Genomic DNA, 17,779 nt, shown 5'->3' with positions numbered 1-17,779 from the left:
CGGCGTGTCGTGACCCGGGCGTGTCGGAGGGTCCGGCCGGCGGTGGTGAGCGGGGTCACTACGGTGATCCGGTGGACTCCGCAGCCGGGACCGGTCGCCGCCGCCAGAACGAGGTCTACCGCGCCGGGGTATACGGGCGCTCCCCGCTCGTGCCCACCACGGCCCGGCCGCTGCAGCGCCGAGCCCGCGCGCGGCTGACCGCCCGGGCCTACGCCTACGTGGCCGGAGGTGCCGGCGAGGAGAACACGCAGCGGGCCAACCGCGCCGCCTTCGACCGGTGGGCCGTCGTCCCCCGGGTGCTGCGTGACGTCAGCGCCCGCGACACCTCCGTGGAGCTGTTCGGACGGCGGATCCCCGCGCCGCTGCTGCTCGGCCCGGTCGGTGCACTGGAGCTGGTGCACCGGGAGGCCGACCTCGCGGTGGCCCGTGCGGCGGCGTCCCTCGGCGTGCCGTTCGTCTTCTCCAACCAGGCGTCGGTGCCCATGGAGACCTGCGCGGAGGCCATGGGGGACGCCCCGCGCTGGTTCCAGCTGTACTGGTCGACCTCCGACGAGCTGGTGGAGAGCCTGGTGGGTCGCGCCGAGGCCGCCGGCTGCGAGGCGCTGGTGGTCACGCTGGACACCACGATGCTCGGCTGGCGCCCGCGCGACCTCGACCTCGGGCACATGCCGTTCGCCCTCGGGAAGGGCATCGCGCAGTACACCTCCGACCCGGCGTTCCGGCGGCTGGTCGAGGCCCGGGCGGCCGGGGCCGGCGACGCCGCACCCGCGCAGGCCGGCGAGGCCGCCGGGCGCGACCGCCAGCCCCGGCCCACGCTCGCCGCCGTGCTGGCGATGGTCGGCATGGCCCGTGCCTGGCCCGGGCCGCTGCGGGAGAACCTCCGCTCGCCGCTGCCGCGGGCCGCCGTCGAGACGTTCCTGGCCACCTACTCCCGGCCCTCCATCACCTGGGCCGACCTCGCCTGGCTGCGCGCCCGCACCCGGCTGCCGATCCTGCTCAAGGGCGTGCTGCACCCCGACGACGCCCGCCGGGCGCTCGACGAGGGCGTCGACGGCGTGGTGGTGAGCACGCACGGCGGGCGGCAGGTGGACCGCTCGATCGCCGCGCTCGACGCCCTACCCGACGTCGTCGCCGCCGTGGGCGACCGCGCGCCGGTGCTGCTCGACAGCGGCATCCGCAGCGGCGCCGACGTGCTGGTCGCCGTCGCCCTCGGCGCGCGGGCGGTGCTGCTGGGCCGCCCCTACGCCTGGGGCCTGGGCCTGGCCGGCGAGGCCGGGGTCCACCAGGTGGTCTCCGACGTCCTCGGCGAGTTCGACCTCACCCTGGGGCTCAGCGGGCACACCTCGGTCGCGGAGCTGTCGCCGGAGGTGCTCCGCCGGATCCCCTGAGCCCCGGAGCAGGAGTGGCCGTCCCCGCCGGCCTGGGTCACGGTGGTCGCCACCCGCCCGCCGCCGACGACGCCGGCTCCCCGTCGAGGAGGTCCGCGTGAGCGCTCCACCCGCAGGCAACCAGCTGTTCCGGCGCAAGCCGGTCGCCGAGATGGTCGAGGAGACCGGAGCCGGTGCGGACGGGGCCGCCGCGACCGGGGCCGGCGACCGCGGCGGCAGGGCGCTGGCCCGCCGGATGGGCGTCGGCCAGCTCATGGGGCTGGGCATCGGCGCCACCATCGGCACCGGCATCTTCTTCGTGATGACCACGGCCGTCCCCGAGGCCGGCCCCGCGGTGATCGTCTCCTTCGTGCTGGCCGCCGTCACCGCCGGCTTCACCGCGCTCTGCTACGCCGAGCTGGCCTCCACGATCCCGGTGGCCGGGTCCTCCTACTCCTACGCGTACGCCACGCTCGGCGAGCTCGTCGCCTACGTCGTCGGCTGGTGCCTGGTGCTGGAGTACGCCGTCAGCTCGGCGGCGGTGTCGGTGGGCTGGAGCGAGTACCTCAACGAGCTCCTCGACGACACCGTCGGCCTGCGCATCCCCGACACGCTGTCCTTCGCGCCGGGCGCCGGCGGGGTGGTGAACCTGCCCGCGATCGTGCTGGTGACGCTGTGCGCGCTGCTGCTGGTGCGCGGGGCGAGCGAGTCGGCGCGGGCCAACGCGGTGATGGTGGTGCTCAAGATCGCCGTCCTGCTGTTCTTCGCCGCGGTGGCCCTCTCCGCCTTCGACGCGGGCAACCTGTCGCCGTTCGCGCCGCTGGGCGCGGCCGGGATCGGCGTCGCGGCGTCGTCGATCTTCTTCAGCTTCATCGGCCTCGACGCCGTCTCCACCGCCGGCGAGGAGGTGCGCGACCCGCGGCGGACGCTGCCCCGCGCGATCATCGGCTCGCTCGTGGTGGTCACGACGGTGTACCTGCTGGTGGCGGTCGCCGCGGTGGGCGCCCAGGCCGCCGGCGCCTTCGAGGGCCAGGAGGCCGGACTGGCGGTGATCCTCGAGGACGTCACCGGCTCGCGGTGGCCGGCGATCGTGCTGGCCGCCGGCGCCGTCATCTCGATCTTCTCGGTGACGCTGGTGACCATGTACGGCCAGACCCGCATCCTGTTCGCCATGAGCCGCGACGGGCTGATCCCGTCGCTGTTCGCCCGGGTCGACCCGCGCACGCTCACCCCGGTGCGCGGCACGGTCGCCGTCGCGCTGTTCGTGGGTCTGCTGGCCGGCTTCGTGCCGCTGGACTTCCTCATCGACCTCACCAGCATGGGCACGCTCGTGGCCTTCCTCGTCGTGTCGGTGGGCGTGATGGTGCTGCGGTCCACCCGGCCCGACCTGCCCCGCGGCTTCCGGGTGCCCGCCTACCCGGCGGTGCCGCTCCTCTCGATCGCCTTCTGCCTCTACCTGCTCTCCGGCCTGCCCGGGGTCACCTGGCTGCTGTTCGCCGGGTGGCTGACGGTCGCGGCGGTCGTCTACGTGACCTACTCGCGCACCCACTCCCGGCTGCGGGAGCCCCGGTGACCCTCGTCGTCGGGCACCCCGCCGACCTGGAGGAGCGGGGCGAGGCCCACCTGCGGCTGACGGCGCTGCTGGCGCGCACGGCCGGCGACGACGTCGTCGTGGCCACCGTGACCGCCCGCGGCTTCCCCGACCCCCGGGTCGACCGGGAGTACCGCACGTGGGTCGCCGAGCTGGTGCGCTCACGGCAGGGCCGGGCGGCCCTCGCGCTGCGCGCGGCCGGCGTGGCCGACGTGGCCACGGTGGCCGTCGAGGCACCGTCGGTGCCGGCCGGGCTGGTCACCGTGGTGGGCCAGGTCGGCGGCTCGCTGCTGGTGCTGGGCCGGGAGGGCGCGGTGCCCGAGCACCTGCTGCGCTCCTCCCCCGTGCCGCTCGCGCTGGCCGCGCGGGCGGGCGCGCCCGGCGAGCGGGTGACCCGGCTGACCTGCACCTGGGCCGGCACCGACCGCTCCCGCGCCGCCCTCACCTGGGCACGGCGCGCCGCGGCGGCCTGGGGCGTGCCGCTGCGGCTGGTCACCTTCGCCCCCGAGCGCGACCCCCTGCTGCCGTCGGAGACCGGGCTGCACGTCGAGCGGGAGGTGAGCGCGGCCTGGGCGCGGCAGGCGCAGGAGGGGCTCGACGCCGTCGCGGCGACCCTGCCCGGGGCGCCGGAGACGGTCGTCGCACGCGGCGCCGGGTGGCCGGGTGCGGTGGCCGCGGCAGGGTGGTCCGACGGGGACCTGCTGGTCGTGGGCTCGTCGCGGCTGGGGCCGGTCGCCCGGGTCTTCCTCGGGTCGACGGCGACCCGCATCCTGCGTGCCGCACCGGTGCCCGTGGTCGTCGTGCCGCGCGGGACGGAGGACGCGGCCGACACGCCGCACCGGGGTTGACGCCCCACTGTGACGGCGCTCACAGTGGTGGCAGGGCGGGGGCAGCCGGCAACGATTGGCCTCCCACTGCTGGGAGGATCGACCAACGCGGCCAGACCGCCAGGACCGGCCCCCCGCCCCACACCCTCAGCGCTCCCGCAGCAGCGCCGCGAGCGCCGACGACGCGTCGAGCAGCGCCCGGGAGCGGGCGTCGAGGTCGGCGTCCCGGGCGGCCAGCGCGGCGAGGACGTCCTCCCGCCGCCGCGCGCCGCGCAGCTCCGGCAGCAGCGCCCGCAGCGGTCCGACGCGGTACCCGGCGAGGCGGAGCTGGTGCACGATCCGCGCGTCCCGCACGTCGGTGGGTGAGTAGCGGCGGGCCGCACCGGCCGTCCGCCGCGGGACGACGAGCCCCTCGGCGTCCCAGTGCCGCAGGGTCGAGGGGCGCACCCCGAGCGCGGCGGCGAGCTCGGAGACGCCCATCGAGTCCGACGGCCGGACGTCGTCCACCGGCTCGGCGCTGATCGACGCGGCGGCCTCCCGGGCCAGCGCGAGGTCGCGGCGCTCGGTGTGCAGCCCGGCGTGGGCTGCGTCGAGCAGGCGCAGCAGGTCGGGGGCCGGCCACCGGTGCGCCGCGCGCACCGCCTCGCGTGCCCGGACCGGGCCGACGGCGACCGCCAGGGAGCGGTAGGCCAGCGCCGCCTGCACGTGCACGTCGGTGAACACGCGGTACCCGGCCGCGGTCCGGGTCGTCGCGGGCAGGACGCCGTCGGCCTCGAGGTCGCGCACCTGCTGCACCGAGCACCCCGCCCGCCGCGCGACGTCGACCGTCCGCAGGGGCCGGTGGAGACCTGTCACGCCCTCCCCGCCTCCTGCGGAGGGCCGACCCTCCACAAGCACTTCCAGGTCACGCTCGAGGGCATGAGCATCGACGAGATCATCGACGCCGTCACCCCGCTGGGTGAGGTCCTGGTGCTGCGGCCCGGGCCCGGCGACGGCTCCCCGGAGGGGGCGTGGGGCGACGTCTTCCTCTACGTCTCCCCGGACGGCGTCGTCCCGAGGACCCAGCCGTTCGCCACCGTCGTGACCAGGGACCAGCCGGGCGAGCCGCCCGCGGGCCTCGACCGGCCGGGGTCCTTCCGCGTGAACGTGGGGGTCTCGCGGGAGGAGTTCACGGCGCTGGTCGGCCGCGGGCCGCGCGAGCCGGCCGGCGACGAGCCCGCCGCGGACACGACGGACACGGTGCTGGCGCACCCGGCGTACGGCGGCCTGGGCTGGGTGTGCGTGGTCGACCCGGGACCGCGGACGGAGGCGGTGGTGCGCGACCTGCTGCGCAGCGCCCACGCCCGGGCTCGGACGCGCCGCGAGCGCCGCGACGCCGTGTCCTGACGCGCGCCGGGGCGGTCCCCGCGGGGACCGCCCCGGACGTGTCAGCCGCGCGTCGTCGCCAGGCTGTCCTCCGGCGCCGTCCGCGGCCCGGGCAGGACGGCCGCGGCCGCCGGCTCGTGCTGCAGTTCGGGCAGCCAGCGCAGCCACCGGGGCAGGTACCAGTTGGCCCGGCCGAGCAGCTGCATCACCGCCGGCAGCAGGACCGCGCGGACGACGGTGGCGTCGAGCAGCACCGCGATGGCCAGCCCCAGCCCGATCTGCTTCATGCTCGTCATCGACAGGGTGACGAAGGTCAGGAAGACGAACACCATGATCACCGCGGCGCTGGTGACCACCCCCGCCGACGAGGTGATGCCCCGCGCCACCGCCGCCCGCGTGGGCAGGCCCTGGTCGTGCCCCTCGCGGATCCGGCTGAGGATGAAGACGTGGTAGTCCATCGACAGGCCGAAGAGGATCACGAACAGGAACAACGGGATCCAGTTCACGATCGCCCCGGTCCGGTCGAGGCCGATCAGGTCGGCGCCCACGCCCTCCTCGAACACCAGCACCATCGCCCCGTAGGCCGCCGCGACGCTGAGCAGGTTGAGCACGATCGCGGTGACCGCCACCGTCACCGAGCGGAACGACACGAGCAGCAGCACGAAGGCGAGCACCAGCACGAAGCCGAACACCCACGGCGTGCGGTCGGCCATGAGCTCGTCGAAGGCGACCGAGTAGGCGGTGCCGCCGGTGACCACCGCGGTGACGCCGTCCACCTCCCCCACCGTGGCGGGCACGACGTCGTCGGCGAGGGTCGCCAGCGCGTCGCGCGAGGCCTGCTCCTCGCCGTCGCCGACCAGCGGCACGGAGACGACGGCGACCGTGCCCGCCTCGTTCGTCTCGACCCCGATCGGCTCGCTGACCTGCCCGGTGGCCAGGGCCCGCTCCCGGAGCTCGGCGACGGCCGCCTGCACCTCCGGGGCCTCGACGTCGGGCGCCTCGATCACCACCTCCGCCGGGGAGGGGCCTCCCGGGAACGCCTCGGTGATGCGGTCGTACGTCTGGATGACCGCGAGGTCCTGCGGCAGGTCCTGCACGCCCTCGCTGCGCAGGTCCATCGACAGCGCGGGGACGGCGAGGGCGACGAGTGCGGCCCCGGCGGCGAGGGCGGCGACCAGCGGCCGGCGCAGCACGGCGCCCAGCACCGCCGGCCAGAAACGGCCGGGTCCGGCCTCCCGGCGGCGCAGGAACGGGATCCGCCCCTTCTCCACCCGGTCGCCGAGCCAGGCCATCGTCGCCGGCAGCACGGTCAGCGACCCGAGCACGGAGACGGCGACGACGAGGATGGTGGCCGAGGCGACGCCGGTGAACACCGAGAACCCGGTGAGGAACATGCCGGCCATCGCCACCACGACGGTGATGCCCGAGATGAGCACCGAGCGGCCGGAGGTGGCGGCGGCGACGTCGAGCGCGTCGGCCGGGCCGGCGCCCTTCGCCCGCTCCTCGCGCTCGCGCTTGAGGTAGAAGAGCGAGTAGTCGACGCCGACGGCCAGCCCGATGAGCAGCATGACGATCTGCGCGGTCTGGTCGACGTGCCAGACCTGGCTGGTGAGGCTGAGCAGGCCCAGCGAGGCGAGGAACGCCGTCAGGGCGAAGACCAGCGGCACCAGCGCGGCCACCACCGCGCCGAAGGTCACCAGCAGCACCACGAGCGTGATCGGGACGGAGAGCAGCTCGGCGCGCTGGAAGTCGGCGTCGAGGGTCTCCCCCAGCGCGAGGTCGGCGCTGGTGCCGCCGAACTGCTCGACCCGCACGTCGTCGTGCCGGTCGGCGACCGCGGCGACGGCGTCCTGGATCGGCCCGATCCGCTCGTCGGCCGTCGCGCTGTCCCCGGCGACGTCGAGGGTGACCAGCACCGAGCGGCCGTCGGCCGACACCAGCGGGGCACCGTCGAGCGGGCTCACCACGTCCGTGGCCTCGGGGACCCCGCGGAGCGTCTCGACGAGGTCGGTGAGCGCGGCGGTGGCGGCGGCCTCGGGGACGCCGGCGTCCCGCTGCACCAGGACCATCTCCGAGGCCGGCTCCTCCCAGCCGTTCTCCTCGAGGACCCGCTGCGCCTGGGCCGGCGCGCCCAGGGTCTGCTCGGCCGCGGTGAGCTCCCCCCGGGGGACCACCTGGCCGACGAGGAACGCGGCGGCCACGAAGGCCAGCCAGCCCAGGACGGCGGCCCTCCGGTGGCGGGCGCTCCAGCGGCCCATCCGGGCGGCGAGGTTGCCGCGTGTCTGCACGGTCGTCTCCTGTCGGGTCGCGGGACCGTCCGGCGAACGGTCGGGTGCCGTCGTCGAACCTGCTCTCCGCGGGGTCGCCGGCCCATCCGGGCAGCCGGTCGGTCCGGTGTCGGGCTGACCCGACAGCCGGTCCCCGGGAGCGGCAGCAGCCTCGCGGCGCGGCGCGGACGGCGGCATCGGGGAAGACCCCCGTCCACCCCTGGTCCTCGGCAGCGCGCCGTCGGGGTGGACCCGGGCCGGTGAGCGGTGCGTCACAGCGGCACCGGGGCCGACCCCGGACAGACGTCGGCCCCCGTTCCCACGAGGGGGACGGGGGCCGGCGCTGTCTCAACCAGACGTGCACCCGAAGGGATTCGAACCCCTAACCTTCTGATCCGTAGTCAGATGCTCTATCCGTTGAGCTACGGGTGCGTGGGTGTTCAGTTGTCGTGCGCGGAGGCTCCGGGATTTGAACCCGGGATGGGGATTAACCCAAACCGCATTAGCAGTGCGGCGCCATAGACCGGACTAGGCGAAGCCTCCCGGGGTCCGAGTTCCCCCGGTACCACCGAGAGGAGAGACTACCAGCGCCCCGCGGGCGGCTCCCAGCCCGGGGGGTGCCCCGGGCCGGGAGCGAGCGTCAGGCCGCGACCGCCTGGCGCTCCCGCGCCGGCGCGGCACGGCCGGGCACCAGGGTCACCAGCACGGCCGCCGCCGCACCGCCGACGGCGAGCAGCAGGCTGCCGGTCACCCCGGCCGGGCCGTCGATGAGCGCGCCGCCGAGGGCCGCACCCAGCGCCGAGGCGCCGGTGGCCATGGTCGACAGCCAGGTGAAGGCCTCGGTGGTGGCGTGCGCCGGCGCCAGCGCGCCGACCAGCGAGCTCTGCACGGTCATCGTCGGCGCGATCGCCGTCCCGCCGAGGAACAGCAGCGCGCCGAGCACCCAGGGGCTCGACGCCGCGGCGAGCGGCGCCAGGCCGATGGTGACGCCGAGCAGCAGCCAGCGGTACTGGCGCGGCAGCGAGGCGCTGACCACGCGCGCGCCGAACCACAGGCCGCCGGCCACCGAGCCCAGCGACCACAGCGCGAGCAGCAGGCCGGACAGGCCCGGGGACCCGGCCTCGTCGGCGAAGGCGGGGATGGCCACCTCCAGCGCGCCGAAGCCCAGCATCAGCGCCGAGCCGCTGACCAGCACCCGCGGCATGCCGGGGGTGAGCACGGTGGCGAAGGCGCTGGTGCGCTCCGCGGCCGGCACGGGCACCCAGCCGCGCATCGCCGTCGACGTCGCGATGGCGAGCGCGCCGGCGACGGCCAGGGTGCCGGCGACGGCCAGCGCCCACGCGGGTCCGGCGAACACGGCCAGCGCGGCGACGAGCGTGGGGCCGGCCACGAAGACCAGTTCGGTGGCGGTGGCGTCGAGGGCGAAGGCGGTGGTGCGCACCCGCGGGTCGACCCGCGACCACAGGGCCCGGACGGTGCCGGAGACCAGCGGCGTCCCGAGGCCGGCGGCGGCCGACGCGGCGAGGACGACCGCCGTCGGCGCGCCGCCGAGGACGGCCAGCACCAGCAGGGCGAGCAGCAGCGGGTACACGGCAGCCTGCGCCAGCAGGACCGGGCGCGGGGTACGCCGGTCGGCCAGCCGGCCGAGGACGGGGGCCATGGCGGCCATCGCGAGGCCGTAGGTGGCGGCGGCGAGGCCGGCGACGGCGTAGGAACCGGTCTGCTGCTGCACCATGAGCAGCAGCGCCAGCGGGACCATCGCCGAGGGCAGCCGGCCGGCGAACCCGGCCAGCAGGAGCACGGGGGCGGACGGCAGGCGCCAGACGGACAGGTACGTACGCACGACGGAACTCGTTTCGACTTGCAGGTGGAGAACGGAACAGTAGGGAGTCAAACACCGTTGACCCCCTACGAAGTCCCGAGGTTAGCAACCGGTCGTCAACCGGGCGGTAGGGAGCCATATGAACTACGACACCTACGGGTCGAACGCGGTGGAGCTGGCCATCCACCTGGCCAACACCGACCGCGACGGCGACCCGGCCTGGGCCGGCGCCTTCCTGCGCGCCCACGACGAGTGGTTCACGCCCGAGACGGTGCTCGACCTCACGCCGTCGGAGTCGCGTCGGGCGGCCGCCACGGCCGACCTGGTCCGCGCGGTCGCCGTCGCGGGCTCGCAGGACGAGGTCATCGCGCGGCTCAACGAGCTGCTCGCGCTGGCCCGGCCGCACCCCTACGCCACCGACCACGACGGCGAGCTGCACCTGCACTACGCCCGTCCCGACGCGCCGGCGGTCGAGCAGCTGACGACCACGGTGGCGATGGGGCTGTCCCAGGTCGTGGCCCAGCACGGCTGGCAGCGGCTGGGCGTGTGCTCCGCCGAGGGCTGCGACGACGTCTACGTCGACACCTCGCGCAACGCCAGCCGGCGGTACTGCTCCAACACCTGTGCCAGCCGCTCGTCCGTCGCGGCCTACCGGGCCCGCCGCCGGGCCTGACGGAGGACCACCCCTCCCCCACGCCCGGCGCGCCCCGGCGCGGGGCCCTGGGGGGTGGCCGTTCCATCGCACGCCACAGCCGTGGACGCGCACGTAACGTGCCGCGGGTGACCCCGCTGCGGCTGCGGTACTGGGACGCGCGGCTGCACGCCGCGATCGGCGCTCTGCCCGACACGCCGGCCGACCGGTGGCTGCGCCGGCTCACCACCACCGCCGACCACGGCCGGCTGTGGTTCGCCTTCGCCCTCCTGCTCGGGCTGCGGCGCGGCCGGTCGCGGCGGGCGGCCGTGCGCGGCCTCGGCTCGCTCACGGTGGCCAGCACGGTGGTCAACGCCGTCCTCAAGCGGCTGGTCGGCCGGGTGCGGCCCGACCTCGACGCCATGGCCAGCCACCGCCGGCTGCCGCGGGCGCCGCACACCCTGTCCTTCCCCAGCGGCCATTCCTCCTCGGCCGGCGCCTTCGCCACGGGCGTGGCGATGGAGAGCCCGCTCGCCGGCGCCGCGCTCGCGCCGCTGGCGCTGGCCGTCGGCTACTCGCGGGTGCACGTGGGCGTCCACTACCCGGGCGACGTCGTCTCGGGGCTGGCCATCGGCGCCGGGGTGGCGCTGGCCGGGCAGCGCTGGTGGCCGGTCCGCCCGACCGAGCCGGCGCGGGTGCGGCCCGCCCGGTCGGCCCCCGCGCTGCCCCGCGGCGAGGGCCTGGTGGTGGCGGTCAACCCGCGGTCGGGGCCGCCGGACCACGACCCCGTGGCCCAGGTCCGCCGCCTGCTGCCGGCCGCCGAGGTGCACGGCTCGGCGCCCGGCCACGGCATCGCCGACCTGCTGGAGGAGGCCGCCCGCTCGGGACGGGCACGCGCGCTGGGGGTCGCCGGCGGCGACGGCAGCGTGGCCGCCGCCGCCGCGGTGGCGCTGGCGCACGGGCTGCCGCTCGCCGTGCTGCCGGCGGGCACGCTGAACCACTTCGTGCGCGACCTCGGCGTCGAGACACCCGAGGAAGCCGCGCGGGCGGTAGAGGCGGGCCGGGCGGTGTCGGTCGACGTCGCCGACGTCAACGGCACGCCGTTCCTCAACACCGCCAGCATCGGTGCCTACCCGGAGATGGTGCGGCGGCGCGACGCCCTGGCCGGCCGGGTGGGCCGCTGGGCGGCGATGGCGGTCGCGGCGGCGCAGGTGCTGCGCGCCGGCACGCCGGTGTCGATGGTGCTCGACGGGCGGCCGGTGGACGTCTGGATCCTGTTCGTCGGCAACTGCCGCTACACCCCGCGCGGGGTGGCACCGGCCTGGCGGCCCCGGCTGGAGGACGGCCTGCTCGACGTCCAGTACCTGCGCGCCGACGTCCCGTTCAGCCGCACCCGGGCGGTGCTCGGGGCGCTGCTGGGGGTCAGCGACCGCATCTCCGGCTACGCCTCGTTCGCCACCGACGAGGTGCACGTGCACCTGTGGTCGGGCGCGCAGCCGGTGGCCTACGACGGCGAGACGGGCGCGGCGGAGTCGTCGTTCGTCTTCGGCAAGCGGGCGCCGCTCACGGTGTACTGCCACCGCACGTCCTGAGCGCTCCCCCACGCGGCCGCCGGTGCTGACCGAGCGGGGCGCGGCGCCGGTCACTAGGTTCCGGGGCGAGGTGTCCTCTGCGCTGCGCGGGCAGGGGACACGCAGTCAGTCCCATCGACGGAAGAGGTCCTCCATGTTGGTCCGCCGGATCGCCCGGCCCCTGCTCGCGTCGTCGTTCCTCTACGGCGGCATCGACACCCTGCGCAACCCGCAGACCCGGGTGCCGGGGGCGGCGCCGGTGGTCGACACCATCACCCAGACGGCGGACCAGCAGCTGCCGGTGCAGGTGCCGCGCGACGTCGAGCAGTGGGTGCGGATCGACGCGGGCATCAAGGTGGGCGCCGGCGCCCTGTTCGCGCTCGGCAAGTTCCCCCGCCTCAGCGCCCTGGCCCTCGCCGGCAGCATCGTCCCGACCACGCTGGCCGGGCACCGCTTCTGGGAGCACGAGGACCCCGAGGAGCGCTTCGGGCAGCTGTCGAACTTCCTGAAGAACGCCGGCCTGCTCGGCGGGCTGCTGATCGCCGCCGTCGACACCGAGGGCCGCCCGTCGGTCGGCTACCGCGCCAAGCGGGCCGCCCGGCGCGCAGCCGAGTCGACCGAGAAGACCTACGACAAGGCGGCCAAGCGCGCGGCCAAGGCGCAGAAGAAGGCCGCCAAGCAGGCGAAGAAGGCCAGCTGAGCACCCCCCTCCCGCCCGCGGCCGCGCTCCGGAGGATCGCCTTCCTCCTGGAGCGCGCCCGCGAGCCCACGCACCGGGTGGCGGCGTTCCGCACCGCGGCCGCCGTCGTCGACGCGCTGCCCGAGGGCGAGCTCGACCGGCGCATCCGCACCCGGACGCTGACCGACCTGCGCGGCATCGGCCCCAAGACCGGTGCCGCGATCGTGCAGGCGCACGCCGGTGAGGTGCCCGAGTACCTGGCCCGCCTCGAGGAGACGTTCGCCGAGCTGGTGCCGCTGGCCGACGACGTCGCCGAGTTCCGCAGCGCCCTGCGCGGCGACCTGCACACCCACTCCGACTGGTCCGACGGCGGCAGCCCGATCCGCGAGATGGCCGAGGCCGCGATCGCGCTGGGGCACGAGTACGTGGCCCTGACCGACCACTCCCCGCGGCTGACGGTCGCCAACGGGCTGACCGCCGAGCGCCTGGAGCGCCAGCTCGACGTCGTCGCCGCGCTCAACGAGGAGCTCGCACCCTTCCGCATCCTCACCGGCATCGAGTGCGACATCCACCTCGACGGCCGCCTCGACCAGACCGACGAGCTGCTGGGCCGCCTCGACGTCGTCGTCGCCAGCGTGCACTCCGACCTGCGCGCGGAGTCCGCCGCGATGACCGAGCGGATGCTCGCCGCGGTCGCCAACCCGCACACCGACGTCCTCGGCCACTGCACCGGCCGGCTGCTCATCCCCCGCGAGCAGCGGGAGGGACGGCGCCAGCGGCCGCGGCCGGAGAGCGCCTTCGACGCCGAGGCCATCTTCGGCGCCTGCGTCGAGCACGGCACCGCCGTCGAGATCAACTCCCGGCCGGAGCGGCTGGACCCGCCCCTGCGGCTGCTCGCCCTCGCCGTCGAGCTCGGCTGCGAGTTCGCCGTCGACACCGACGCCCACGCCCCCGGCCAGCTCGACTGGCAGGCCAACGGCTGCGAGCGCGCCGTCGAGACCGGGGTCGACCCCGACCGGGTGGTCAACACCTGGCCCGCCGACGAGCTGCTGGAGTGGACCGCCGGCGCCCGATGACCGCCCCTGTCCCCGTCCGCGGCGGCTAGGCCGCCGCCGACCGGGTCACCTGCACCACCGGAGCGGTCACCACGCCGGGTGCGACGTCCGGCGTGACGTCCGGGCGGACGGCCACCGCGGCCGGCCCGGCGGCCACCCGGTGCCGGCGGCGCGGCAGCAGCCGCGGCCGGCGGCCGGCACCCAGGTCCTCGGACCACCCCAGCACCACCAGCACGGTGAGCAGCAGCACCCACGTGGCGGTGTACTCGAGCACCTCACCGCTGGTGGTGGCCGTGTGGTACGGGGCCAGCGGCGTGGCGGCGATCGCCGCCGGGGTGAGCGTGATGACGACGTTGACCCACAGGAACGCGGTCAGCGAGCGGCTGTGGAACAGCGACAGGACGGGGTGGATGCCCCGCACCCGCTCCATCCAGCGCATCCACGGGTCGAGGCGCAGCAGCAGCAGCACCCCGCCCAGGGAGAACAGCATGGTGGCCGCCGGGTTGAGCTCGAGGCGGTAGGACCCGTACAGGGGCTCCTGCCACAGGGCGACGGCGATCCCCGCCGCGGCGCAGCCCACCCCGAGGACCAGCGCCGTCGACACCGGCACGTGCGGCAACCGGCCGTCGCGGTGGGCGAAGCCGAGCAGCCAGCAGGTCGTGTACGCCGAGAGCCCGAGGACGATGTCGGCCGTCGCGCCCAGCGGGTTGACGATCCCCACGGTGACGAGGGCCATGGCGCCCAGCGGCACGGTCATCGTCCGCAGCGGCCACCGGCGGGACAGCCACAGCAGCGGCGGGGTGAGGACCAGCAGCCAGAGGTACACGCGGATGAACCACACCGCGCCGACCAGCCCGAAGCCGTCCGAGGAGACCGGCGGGTCGGCGAAGGGCAGCAGCCACAGCCACGCGGTGTCCCAGGTCAGCGGGGCGGTGCCCTCCTCGGCGCTCCAGGACCAGCCGGCCGCGAGCATGGCGGTGATGACCGCGGCGCCGAAGACCCAGAACGGCACGAGCAGCGCCGCGGCCGCCCGCGGGAGGAACGCCCGGCCCCTCCGTGCGGCGTCGAGGCGGGACGCCGCAGCGGCGCCGCCGGCCGCGAACAGCACGCCCACCGCCGGGAACACCAGCGTCAGCCACGGCTGCGGGAAGGCCGCCGTGGTGAGGACCGCGGCCAGCGCGACCACCACCAGCGACTTGACGTACGCACTCTCCCGACGGTTCACGCGCCCTCTCCCTCTCCTGTCGCCTCTGCCACCGCGGCCCACAGCCGCGGGTCCTCGCCACCGAGCTGCCAGATCGCGATCCCGCGCAGTCCGGCGGCGGCGGCGAGGTCCTGCTTGGTCTCCAGCGAGCGCGCGTCCTCGTACCAGACGGTGTGCTGCCCGCCCTGGTCCACGTAGTCGAAGGTCCAGGCGGCGGCCGCGTCGTCCCAGCGGGGTTCGGCCCCCACCCGCTCGGCGAGCGCCACGGCGTCGGCGTGCTGCAGGTTGCTCCCGTCCTCGCCGACCCAGTCGTAGCCGTAGGTGGCCATCCCGAGCATCAGCTTCTCCCGTGGCACCCGCTCGACGGCGTACTCGACGACGTCGCGGACCCAGTCGGTGGGTGCGATCGGCCCCGGGGGGCTGCCGCTCCACGCGTTGTCGTAGGTCATGACCCGCACCTGGTCGGCGATCCGGCCGATCGCCTGGTAGCCGTACGCCAGCGCGTACGACGTCTCGTCCCGGTCGCGGGCGGGCACCGCCACCGACAGCAGCAGGCCGTGCTCGTGCAGGTCGTCGCGCAGCGCCTGCAGGAACGCGGTGAAGTCGGGCCCGGCCAGCGCCGGCAGCCCCTCGTAGTCGATGTCGACGCCGTCCCACTCGTTCTCCAGGGCGACCTCGACCAGCTCCCGCCGGTGGTCGGCGGAGGCGACCGGGTCGGCGAGGAGCCGGGCCACCGCGTCGCCCTGCCACGTCCCGTCGGCGAAGTTCTGCACCGCCGGGATCACGCGGACGTCCCCGGAGTCCAGCCGGTCCAGGACCTCCTGCGGCGGGGCGTCGACCGCGAGCGTGCCGTCCGGGCGGAGGGTGGCCCAGGTGGGGCTCACCTCGGCCACGCCGCCCTCGTCGACCGCCCGGGCGAGCGCGGCCGGTGCCCGCTCGTCCCAGACCGGGAGCCACGCCGCCGCCACGAGGTGCTCGGTGCGGTCCGGGGCCCAGGGCCGGGCCAGGGTGACGGCGCCGGCGACGACGAGCACGGCGCAGACGACCAGGACCAGCAGCGCCCGCCTCATGACCGCACCCCCAGCGGCTCGGGACGCGCCACGGCCGGCAGGGGCTCGTCGACGTTGGCGGTGCGGGCCAGCTTGTTCCAGCCCAGCCGCACACCGCGCAGCGCGGTCCCGAGCGCCGCGTAGAGCAGGTAGGCCCGGAGCGGCTCGTAGATCAGCCGGTACAGCGGCACCATCAGCAGGTGCGCCGGCCGCTCGCGCAGCAGCCAGACCGCCACCGTGGCGAGCAGGCCGTAGACCAGCGCGAACAGCCCGAAGTAGCCCAGGACCGGCAGCGGCCCCTGCTCGACGAGCATCTGGACCACCACGACCGCGATGAACGGGGTGAAGACCAGCGGCAGCAGGATCGTCAGCACCGACAGGGGCATCACGAACATGCCCAGCCAGCCGTACCGCGGCCGCAGGATCATGTTCCGGTGCCGCCAGACGGCCTGGAGGGTGCCGTACATCCAGCGGACCCGCTGGCGCAGCAGCGCGTCCACGGTCTCGGGGGCCTCGGTCAGGGCGACGGCGCCGTCGGCCTGCTCCACGCGCCAGCCGTACTGGTGGAGCATGAGCGTGAGGTCGCAGTCCTCGGCCAGGGTGGCGTCGCTGTAGCCGCCGACCTCGAGGACAGCCCGGGTCCGCCAGGCCGCGCACGCACCGGGCACGACCATGATCGCGTTGAGCAGCGCCGCCGCCGCACGGTCGACGCCGATCTGGGTGACGTACTCGAGCGCCTGCCACCTCGTCACGACGTTGCGCGCGAAGTTGCCGACCTTGACGACGCCGGCGACCGCGCCGACGTCCGGGCGGTCGAAGCGCTCGATCATGGCCTCCACGGCATCGGGGGCGAGCAGGGTGTCGGCGTCGATGGTCACGACGAAGGGCTGGTCGATGGCGGCGAAGCCACGGTTGAGCGCGGCCCACTTCCCGGCGTTGACCTGCTGCAGGAGCCGGACCCGCGGGTCCCGCACGGCCACCGCCCGCACCCGGGCGGCGGTCCCGTCGGTGCTGCCGTCGTCGACGACGAGGACCTGCTCGACCGGGTACCGGGACGCCAGGACGTGCTCGAGGGTGCGCGCGATGACGACCTCCTCGTTGTAGGCCGCGATCAGCACGGCGACCGGGAGCCGTTCACCCACGGGCCGCCGGCGGTGGAGACGGCTGCGGACGAGCGCCAGCACCGTGTTGAACAGGCCGACGCCCAGCATGCTTGCGATGGCGACGACGAAGAGGACCTCCAGCAGGAGGTGCGGCCAGACGAAGAGCACGGTCGCCGCGCCCTCGGCCACGCGGTCCCAGGTGGAGACCTCGACCGTGCCGGTCCGGGCCCGCAGGTCCGCCGACACCTGCGGCATGGACTGGAACGTGTACCCGGCGGCGGTGGCCTTCCCGATGAGGTCCTCGACGTAGGCCAGCGTGAGGCTGCGGTCGGTGCCACCGGAGTCGTGCAGCAGGATGGTGATGTTGTCCTCCTCCCCCAGCGGGGGCATGGGGATCTCCCCGGTCCGCTGCCCGGAGGCGTAGGCCCAGTCGTGGGGGTCGAAGTCGTGGCTGACGACGGCGTAGCCCAGCTGCTGGGCCCGCAGGATGCCCGGCGCGTCGTCGCGCATCGACTCCTCGTCCTCCCCCTCGTACGGCAGGCGGAAGTAGGAGGCGTGGTGACCGGTGATCGCGCGCATGACGCGATCGGCGACGACGACCTCGACCTGCTGGCGGAACGCCGTGGAGACGTTGACGTCGATGTGCGTCATGGAGTGGTTCCCGAGCGCGTGCCCCTCCCGGACGATCCGCTCCATGATGTCCGGGTAGCGCACCATCTGGTCGCCGGTGACGAAGAACGTCGCCTGGATGCCGTACTCGCTGAGCAGGTCCAGCAGGCGGGGCGTGTAGACCGGGTGCGGACCGTCGTCGAACGTGAGCGAGATGGTGCGGGATGCGGTGTCGTCGTAGCCGTAGCGGTGCAGCACGTACCGCGACGACCCGATCTCGGCGGCATCGGCTGCCGGGAGCTCCGCCACCACCTGGCCGTCGAAGGGGTCCTGCCCGTAGGTGACCCCGGCGACCTCGAGCACCTCGAGGACGCGGACCAGCGGGCCCTCACCGACCACCGGCGGCTCGCCGACCTCGAGCACCGTCGGCCCGTCGGGGATGGAGTCGCCGTCCAGCGCCGGAGGCGCGAGCACGCGCGGCACGGCGAACACGACGCTGCCCACGGCCAGCACGAGCAGCGTGAGCAGGACGGCGCGCAGCCGCTTCCAGCGCCGGCCGGACGGGTTGGCGAAGACGGGGTGCGTGGTCGCACCCGCGGCCGGGACACGGCCAGGGTGCAGGGGTCGTCTCATGGTCCT

General features: G+C 75.4%; 14 protein-coding genes and 2 tRNA genes. 8 read left to right on the top strand and 8 right to left on the bottom strand.

The window, feature by feature from the left end:
• The first annotated feature begins 71 nt into the window (after window positions 1-71).
• The 3 genes from BM165_RS07130 (at window position 72) to BM165_RS24690 (ending at window position 3,806) form a co-directional block, all read left to right on the top strand.
• Window positions 72-1,388 carry an alpha-hydroxy-acid oxidizing protein gene (locus BM165_RS07130; RefSeq protein ID WP_075013080.1) on the top strand — a complete coding sequence of 439 codons (1,317 nt, stop codon included), beginning with the start codon at window positions 72-74 and terminating at the stop codon, window positions 1,386-1,388.
• A gap of 97 nt (window positions 1,389-1,485) precedes the next feature.
• Complete coding sequence (locus BM165_RS07125) at window positions 1,486-2,940, top strand: amino acid permease (RefSeq protein ID WP_075012828.1); 1,455 nt, start codon at window positions 1,486-1,488, stop codon at window positions 2,938-2,940.
• Window positions 2,937-3,806 (top strand): universal stress protein, encoded by an 870-nt coding sequence (locus BM165_RS24690; RefSeq protein ID WP_075012827.1) that lies wholly within the window; start codon window positions 2,937-2,939, stop codon window positions 3,804-3,806. The genes BM165_RS07125 and BM165_RS24690 overlap by 4 nt, the downstream gene beginning before the upstream one ends.
• A 126-nt stretch (window positions 3,807-3,932) precedes the next feature.
• On the opposite strand, the gene BM165_RS07115 is transcribed toward BM165_RS24690, so the two are convergent.
• Window positions 3,933-4,640 carry a MerR family transcriptional regulator gene (locus BM165_RS07115; RefSeq protein ID WP_208976677.1) on the bottom strand — a complete coding sequence of 236 codons (708 nt, stop codon included), beginning with the start codon at window positions 4,638-4,640 and terminating at the stop codon, window positions 3,933-3,935.
• 63 nt (window positions 4,641-4,703) lie between these two features.
• Between BM165_RS07115 and BM165_RS07110 the strand changes: the two genes are divergently transcribed.
• Window positions 4,704-5,171 (top strand): DUF6194 family protein, encoded by a 468-nt coding sequence (locus tag BM165_RS07110; protein WP_075013078.1) that lies wholly within the window; start codon window positions 4,704-4,706, stop codon window positions 5,169-5,171.
• Between the two features lie 41 nt (window positions 5,172-5,212).
• On the opposite strand, the gene BM165_RS07105 is transcribed toward BM165_RS07110, so the two are convergent.
• The 4 genes from BM165_RS07105 to BM165_RS07090 form a co-directional block, all read right to left on the bottom strand.
• A complete protein-coding gene (locus BM165_RS07105) occupies window positions 5,213-7,438 on the bottom strand; it encodes an MMPL family transporter (RefSeq protein ID WP_208976676.1) in 2,226 nt (741 codons plus the stop codon).
• A 338-nt stretch (window positions 7,439-7,776) separates the two neighbouring features.
• A tRNA-Arg gene (locus BM165_RS07100) sits at window positions 7,777-7,849 on the bottom strand.
• Between the two features lie 22 nt (window positions 7,850-7,871).
• Window positions 7,872-7,960 (bottom strand) — tRNA-Ser (locus BM165_RS07095).
• Window positions 7,961-8,057: 97 nt separating this feature from the next.
• The gene (locus BM165_RS07090) at window positions 8,058-9,260 is read right to left on the bottom strand and encodes an MFS transporter (RefSeq protein ID WP_075012826.1); all 1,203 of its coding nucleotides are present in this window, start codon (window positions 9,258-9,260) and stop codon (window positions 8,058-8,060) included.
• Window positions 9,261-9,378: 118 nt separating this feature from the next.
• On the opposite strand from BM165_RS07090, the gene BM165_RS07085 reads away from it, so the two are divergent.
• From BM165_RS07085 to BM165_RS07070, 4 genes are all read left to right on the top strand, one after another.
• Window positions 9,379-9,912, top strand: a complete 534-nt coding sequence (locus BM165_RS07085; RefSeq protein WP_075012825.1) for a CGNR zinc finger domain-containing protein — start codon at window positions 9,379-9,381, stop codon at window positions 9,910-9,912.
• Between the two features lie 107 nt (window positions 9,913-10,019).
• Window positions 10,020-11,462 carry a bifunctional phosphatase PAP2/diacylglycerol kinase family protein gene (locus tag BM165_RS07080; RefSeq protein WP_177225138.1) on the top strand — a complete coding sequence of 481 codons (1,443 nt, stop codon included), beginning with the start codon at window positions 10,020-10,022 and terminating at the stop codon, window positions 11,460-11,462.
• 133 nt (window positions 11,463-11,595) lie between these two features.
• The gene (locus BM165_RS07075; RefSeq protein ID WP_083427144.1) at window positions 11,596-12,141 is read left to right on the top strand and encodes a DoxX family protein; all 546 of its coding nucleotides are present in this window, start codon (window positions 11,596-11,598) and stop codon (window positions 12,139-12,141) included.
• Window positions 12,138-13,196 carry a PHP domain-containing protein gene (locus BM165_RS07070; protein WP_075013075.1) on the top strand — a complete coding sequence of 353 codons (1,059 nt, stop codon included), beginning with the start codon at window positions 12,138-12,140 and terminating at the stop codon, window positions 13,194-13,196. The genes BM165_RS07075 and BM165_RS07070 overlap by 4 nt, the downstream gene beginning before the upstream one ends.
• A gap of 25 nt (window positions 13,197-13,221) precedes the next feature.
• Here the strand turns inward: BM165_RS07070 and BM165_RS24685 are convergent, their stop codons facing one another.
• From BM165_RS24685 to BM165_RS24680, 3 genes are read right to left on the bottom strand one after another with little or no spacing between them, the layout of a single operon-like run.
• Window positions 13,222-14,400, bottom strand: a complete 1,179-nt coding sequence (locus BM165_RS24685) for an acyltransferase family protein (RefSeq protein ID WP_075012823.1) — start codon at window positions 14,398-14,400, stop codon at window positions 13,222-13,224.
• Window positions 14,397-15,449: a glycosyl hydrolase family 18 protein gene (locus BM165_RS07060; protein WP_075012822.1), complete on the bottom strand. Its 1,053-nt coding sequence runs from the start codon at window positions 15,447-15,449 to the stop codon at window positions 14,397-14,399. The genes BM165_RS24685 and BM165_RS07060 overlap by 4 nt, the downstream gene beginning before the upstream one ends.
• Complete coding sequence (locus BM165_RS24680; protein WP_075012821.1) at window positions 15,446-17,773, bottom strand: bifunctional polysaccharide deacetylase/glycosyltransferase family 2 protein; 2,328 nt, start codon at window positions 17,771-17,773, stop codon at window positions 15,446-15,448. The genes BM165_RS07060 and BM165_RS24680 overlap by 4 nt, the downstream gene beginning before the upstream one ends.
• Window positions 17,774-17,779: the final 6 nt, after the last annotated feature.

Source organism: Geodermatophilus obscurus (genome assembly GCF_900115395.1).
Taxonomy (GTDB): domain Bacteria; phylum Actinomycetota; class Actinomycetes; order Mycobacteriales; family Geodermatophilaceae; genus Geodermatophilus; species Geodermatophilus obscurus_B.
Note: the sequence above shows the minus strand (reverse complement) of the source record. Positions and strands in the feature narration are given on the sequence as shown.

Bases quoted from the DNA above. Each gene is read 5' to 3' on its own strand.
- BM165_RS07110 (WP_075013078.1), top strand. From the start codon at position 4,704: ATGAGCATCGACGAGATCATCGACGCCGTCACCCCGCTGGGTGAGGTC.
- BM165_RS07085 (WP_075012825.1), top strand. From the start codon at position 9,379: ATGAACTACGACACCTACGGGTCGAACGCGGTGGAGCTGGCCATCCAC.
- BM165_RS07075 (WP_083427144.1), top strand. From the start codon at position 11,596: ATGTTGGTCCGCCGGATCGCCCGGCCCCTGCTCGCGTCGTCGTTCCTC.
- BM165_RS07060 (WP_075012822.1), bottom strand. From the start codon at position 15,449: ATGAGGCGGGCGCTGCTGGTCCTGGTCGTCTGCGCCGTGCTCGTCGTC.
- BM165_RS24680 (WP_075012821.1), bottom strand. From the start codon at position 17,773: ATGAGACGACCCCTGCACCCTGGCCGTGTCCCGGCCGCGGGTGCGACC.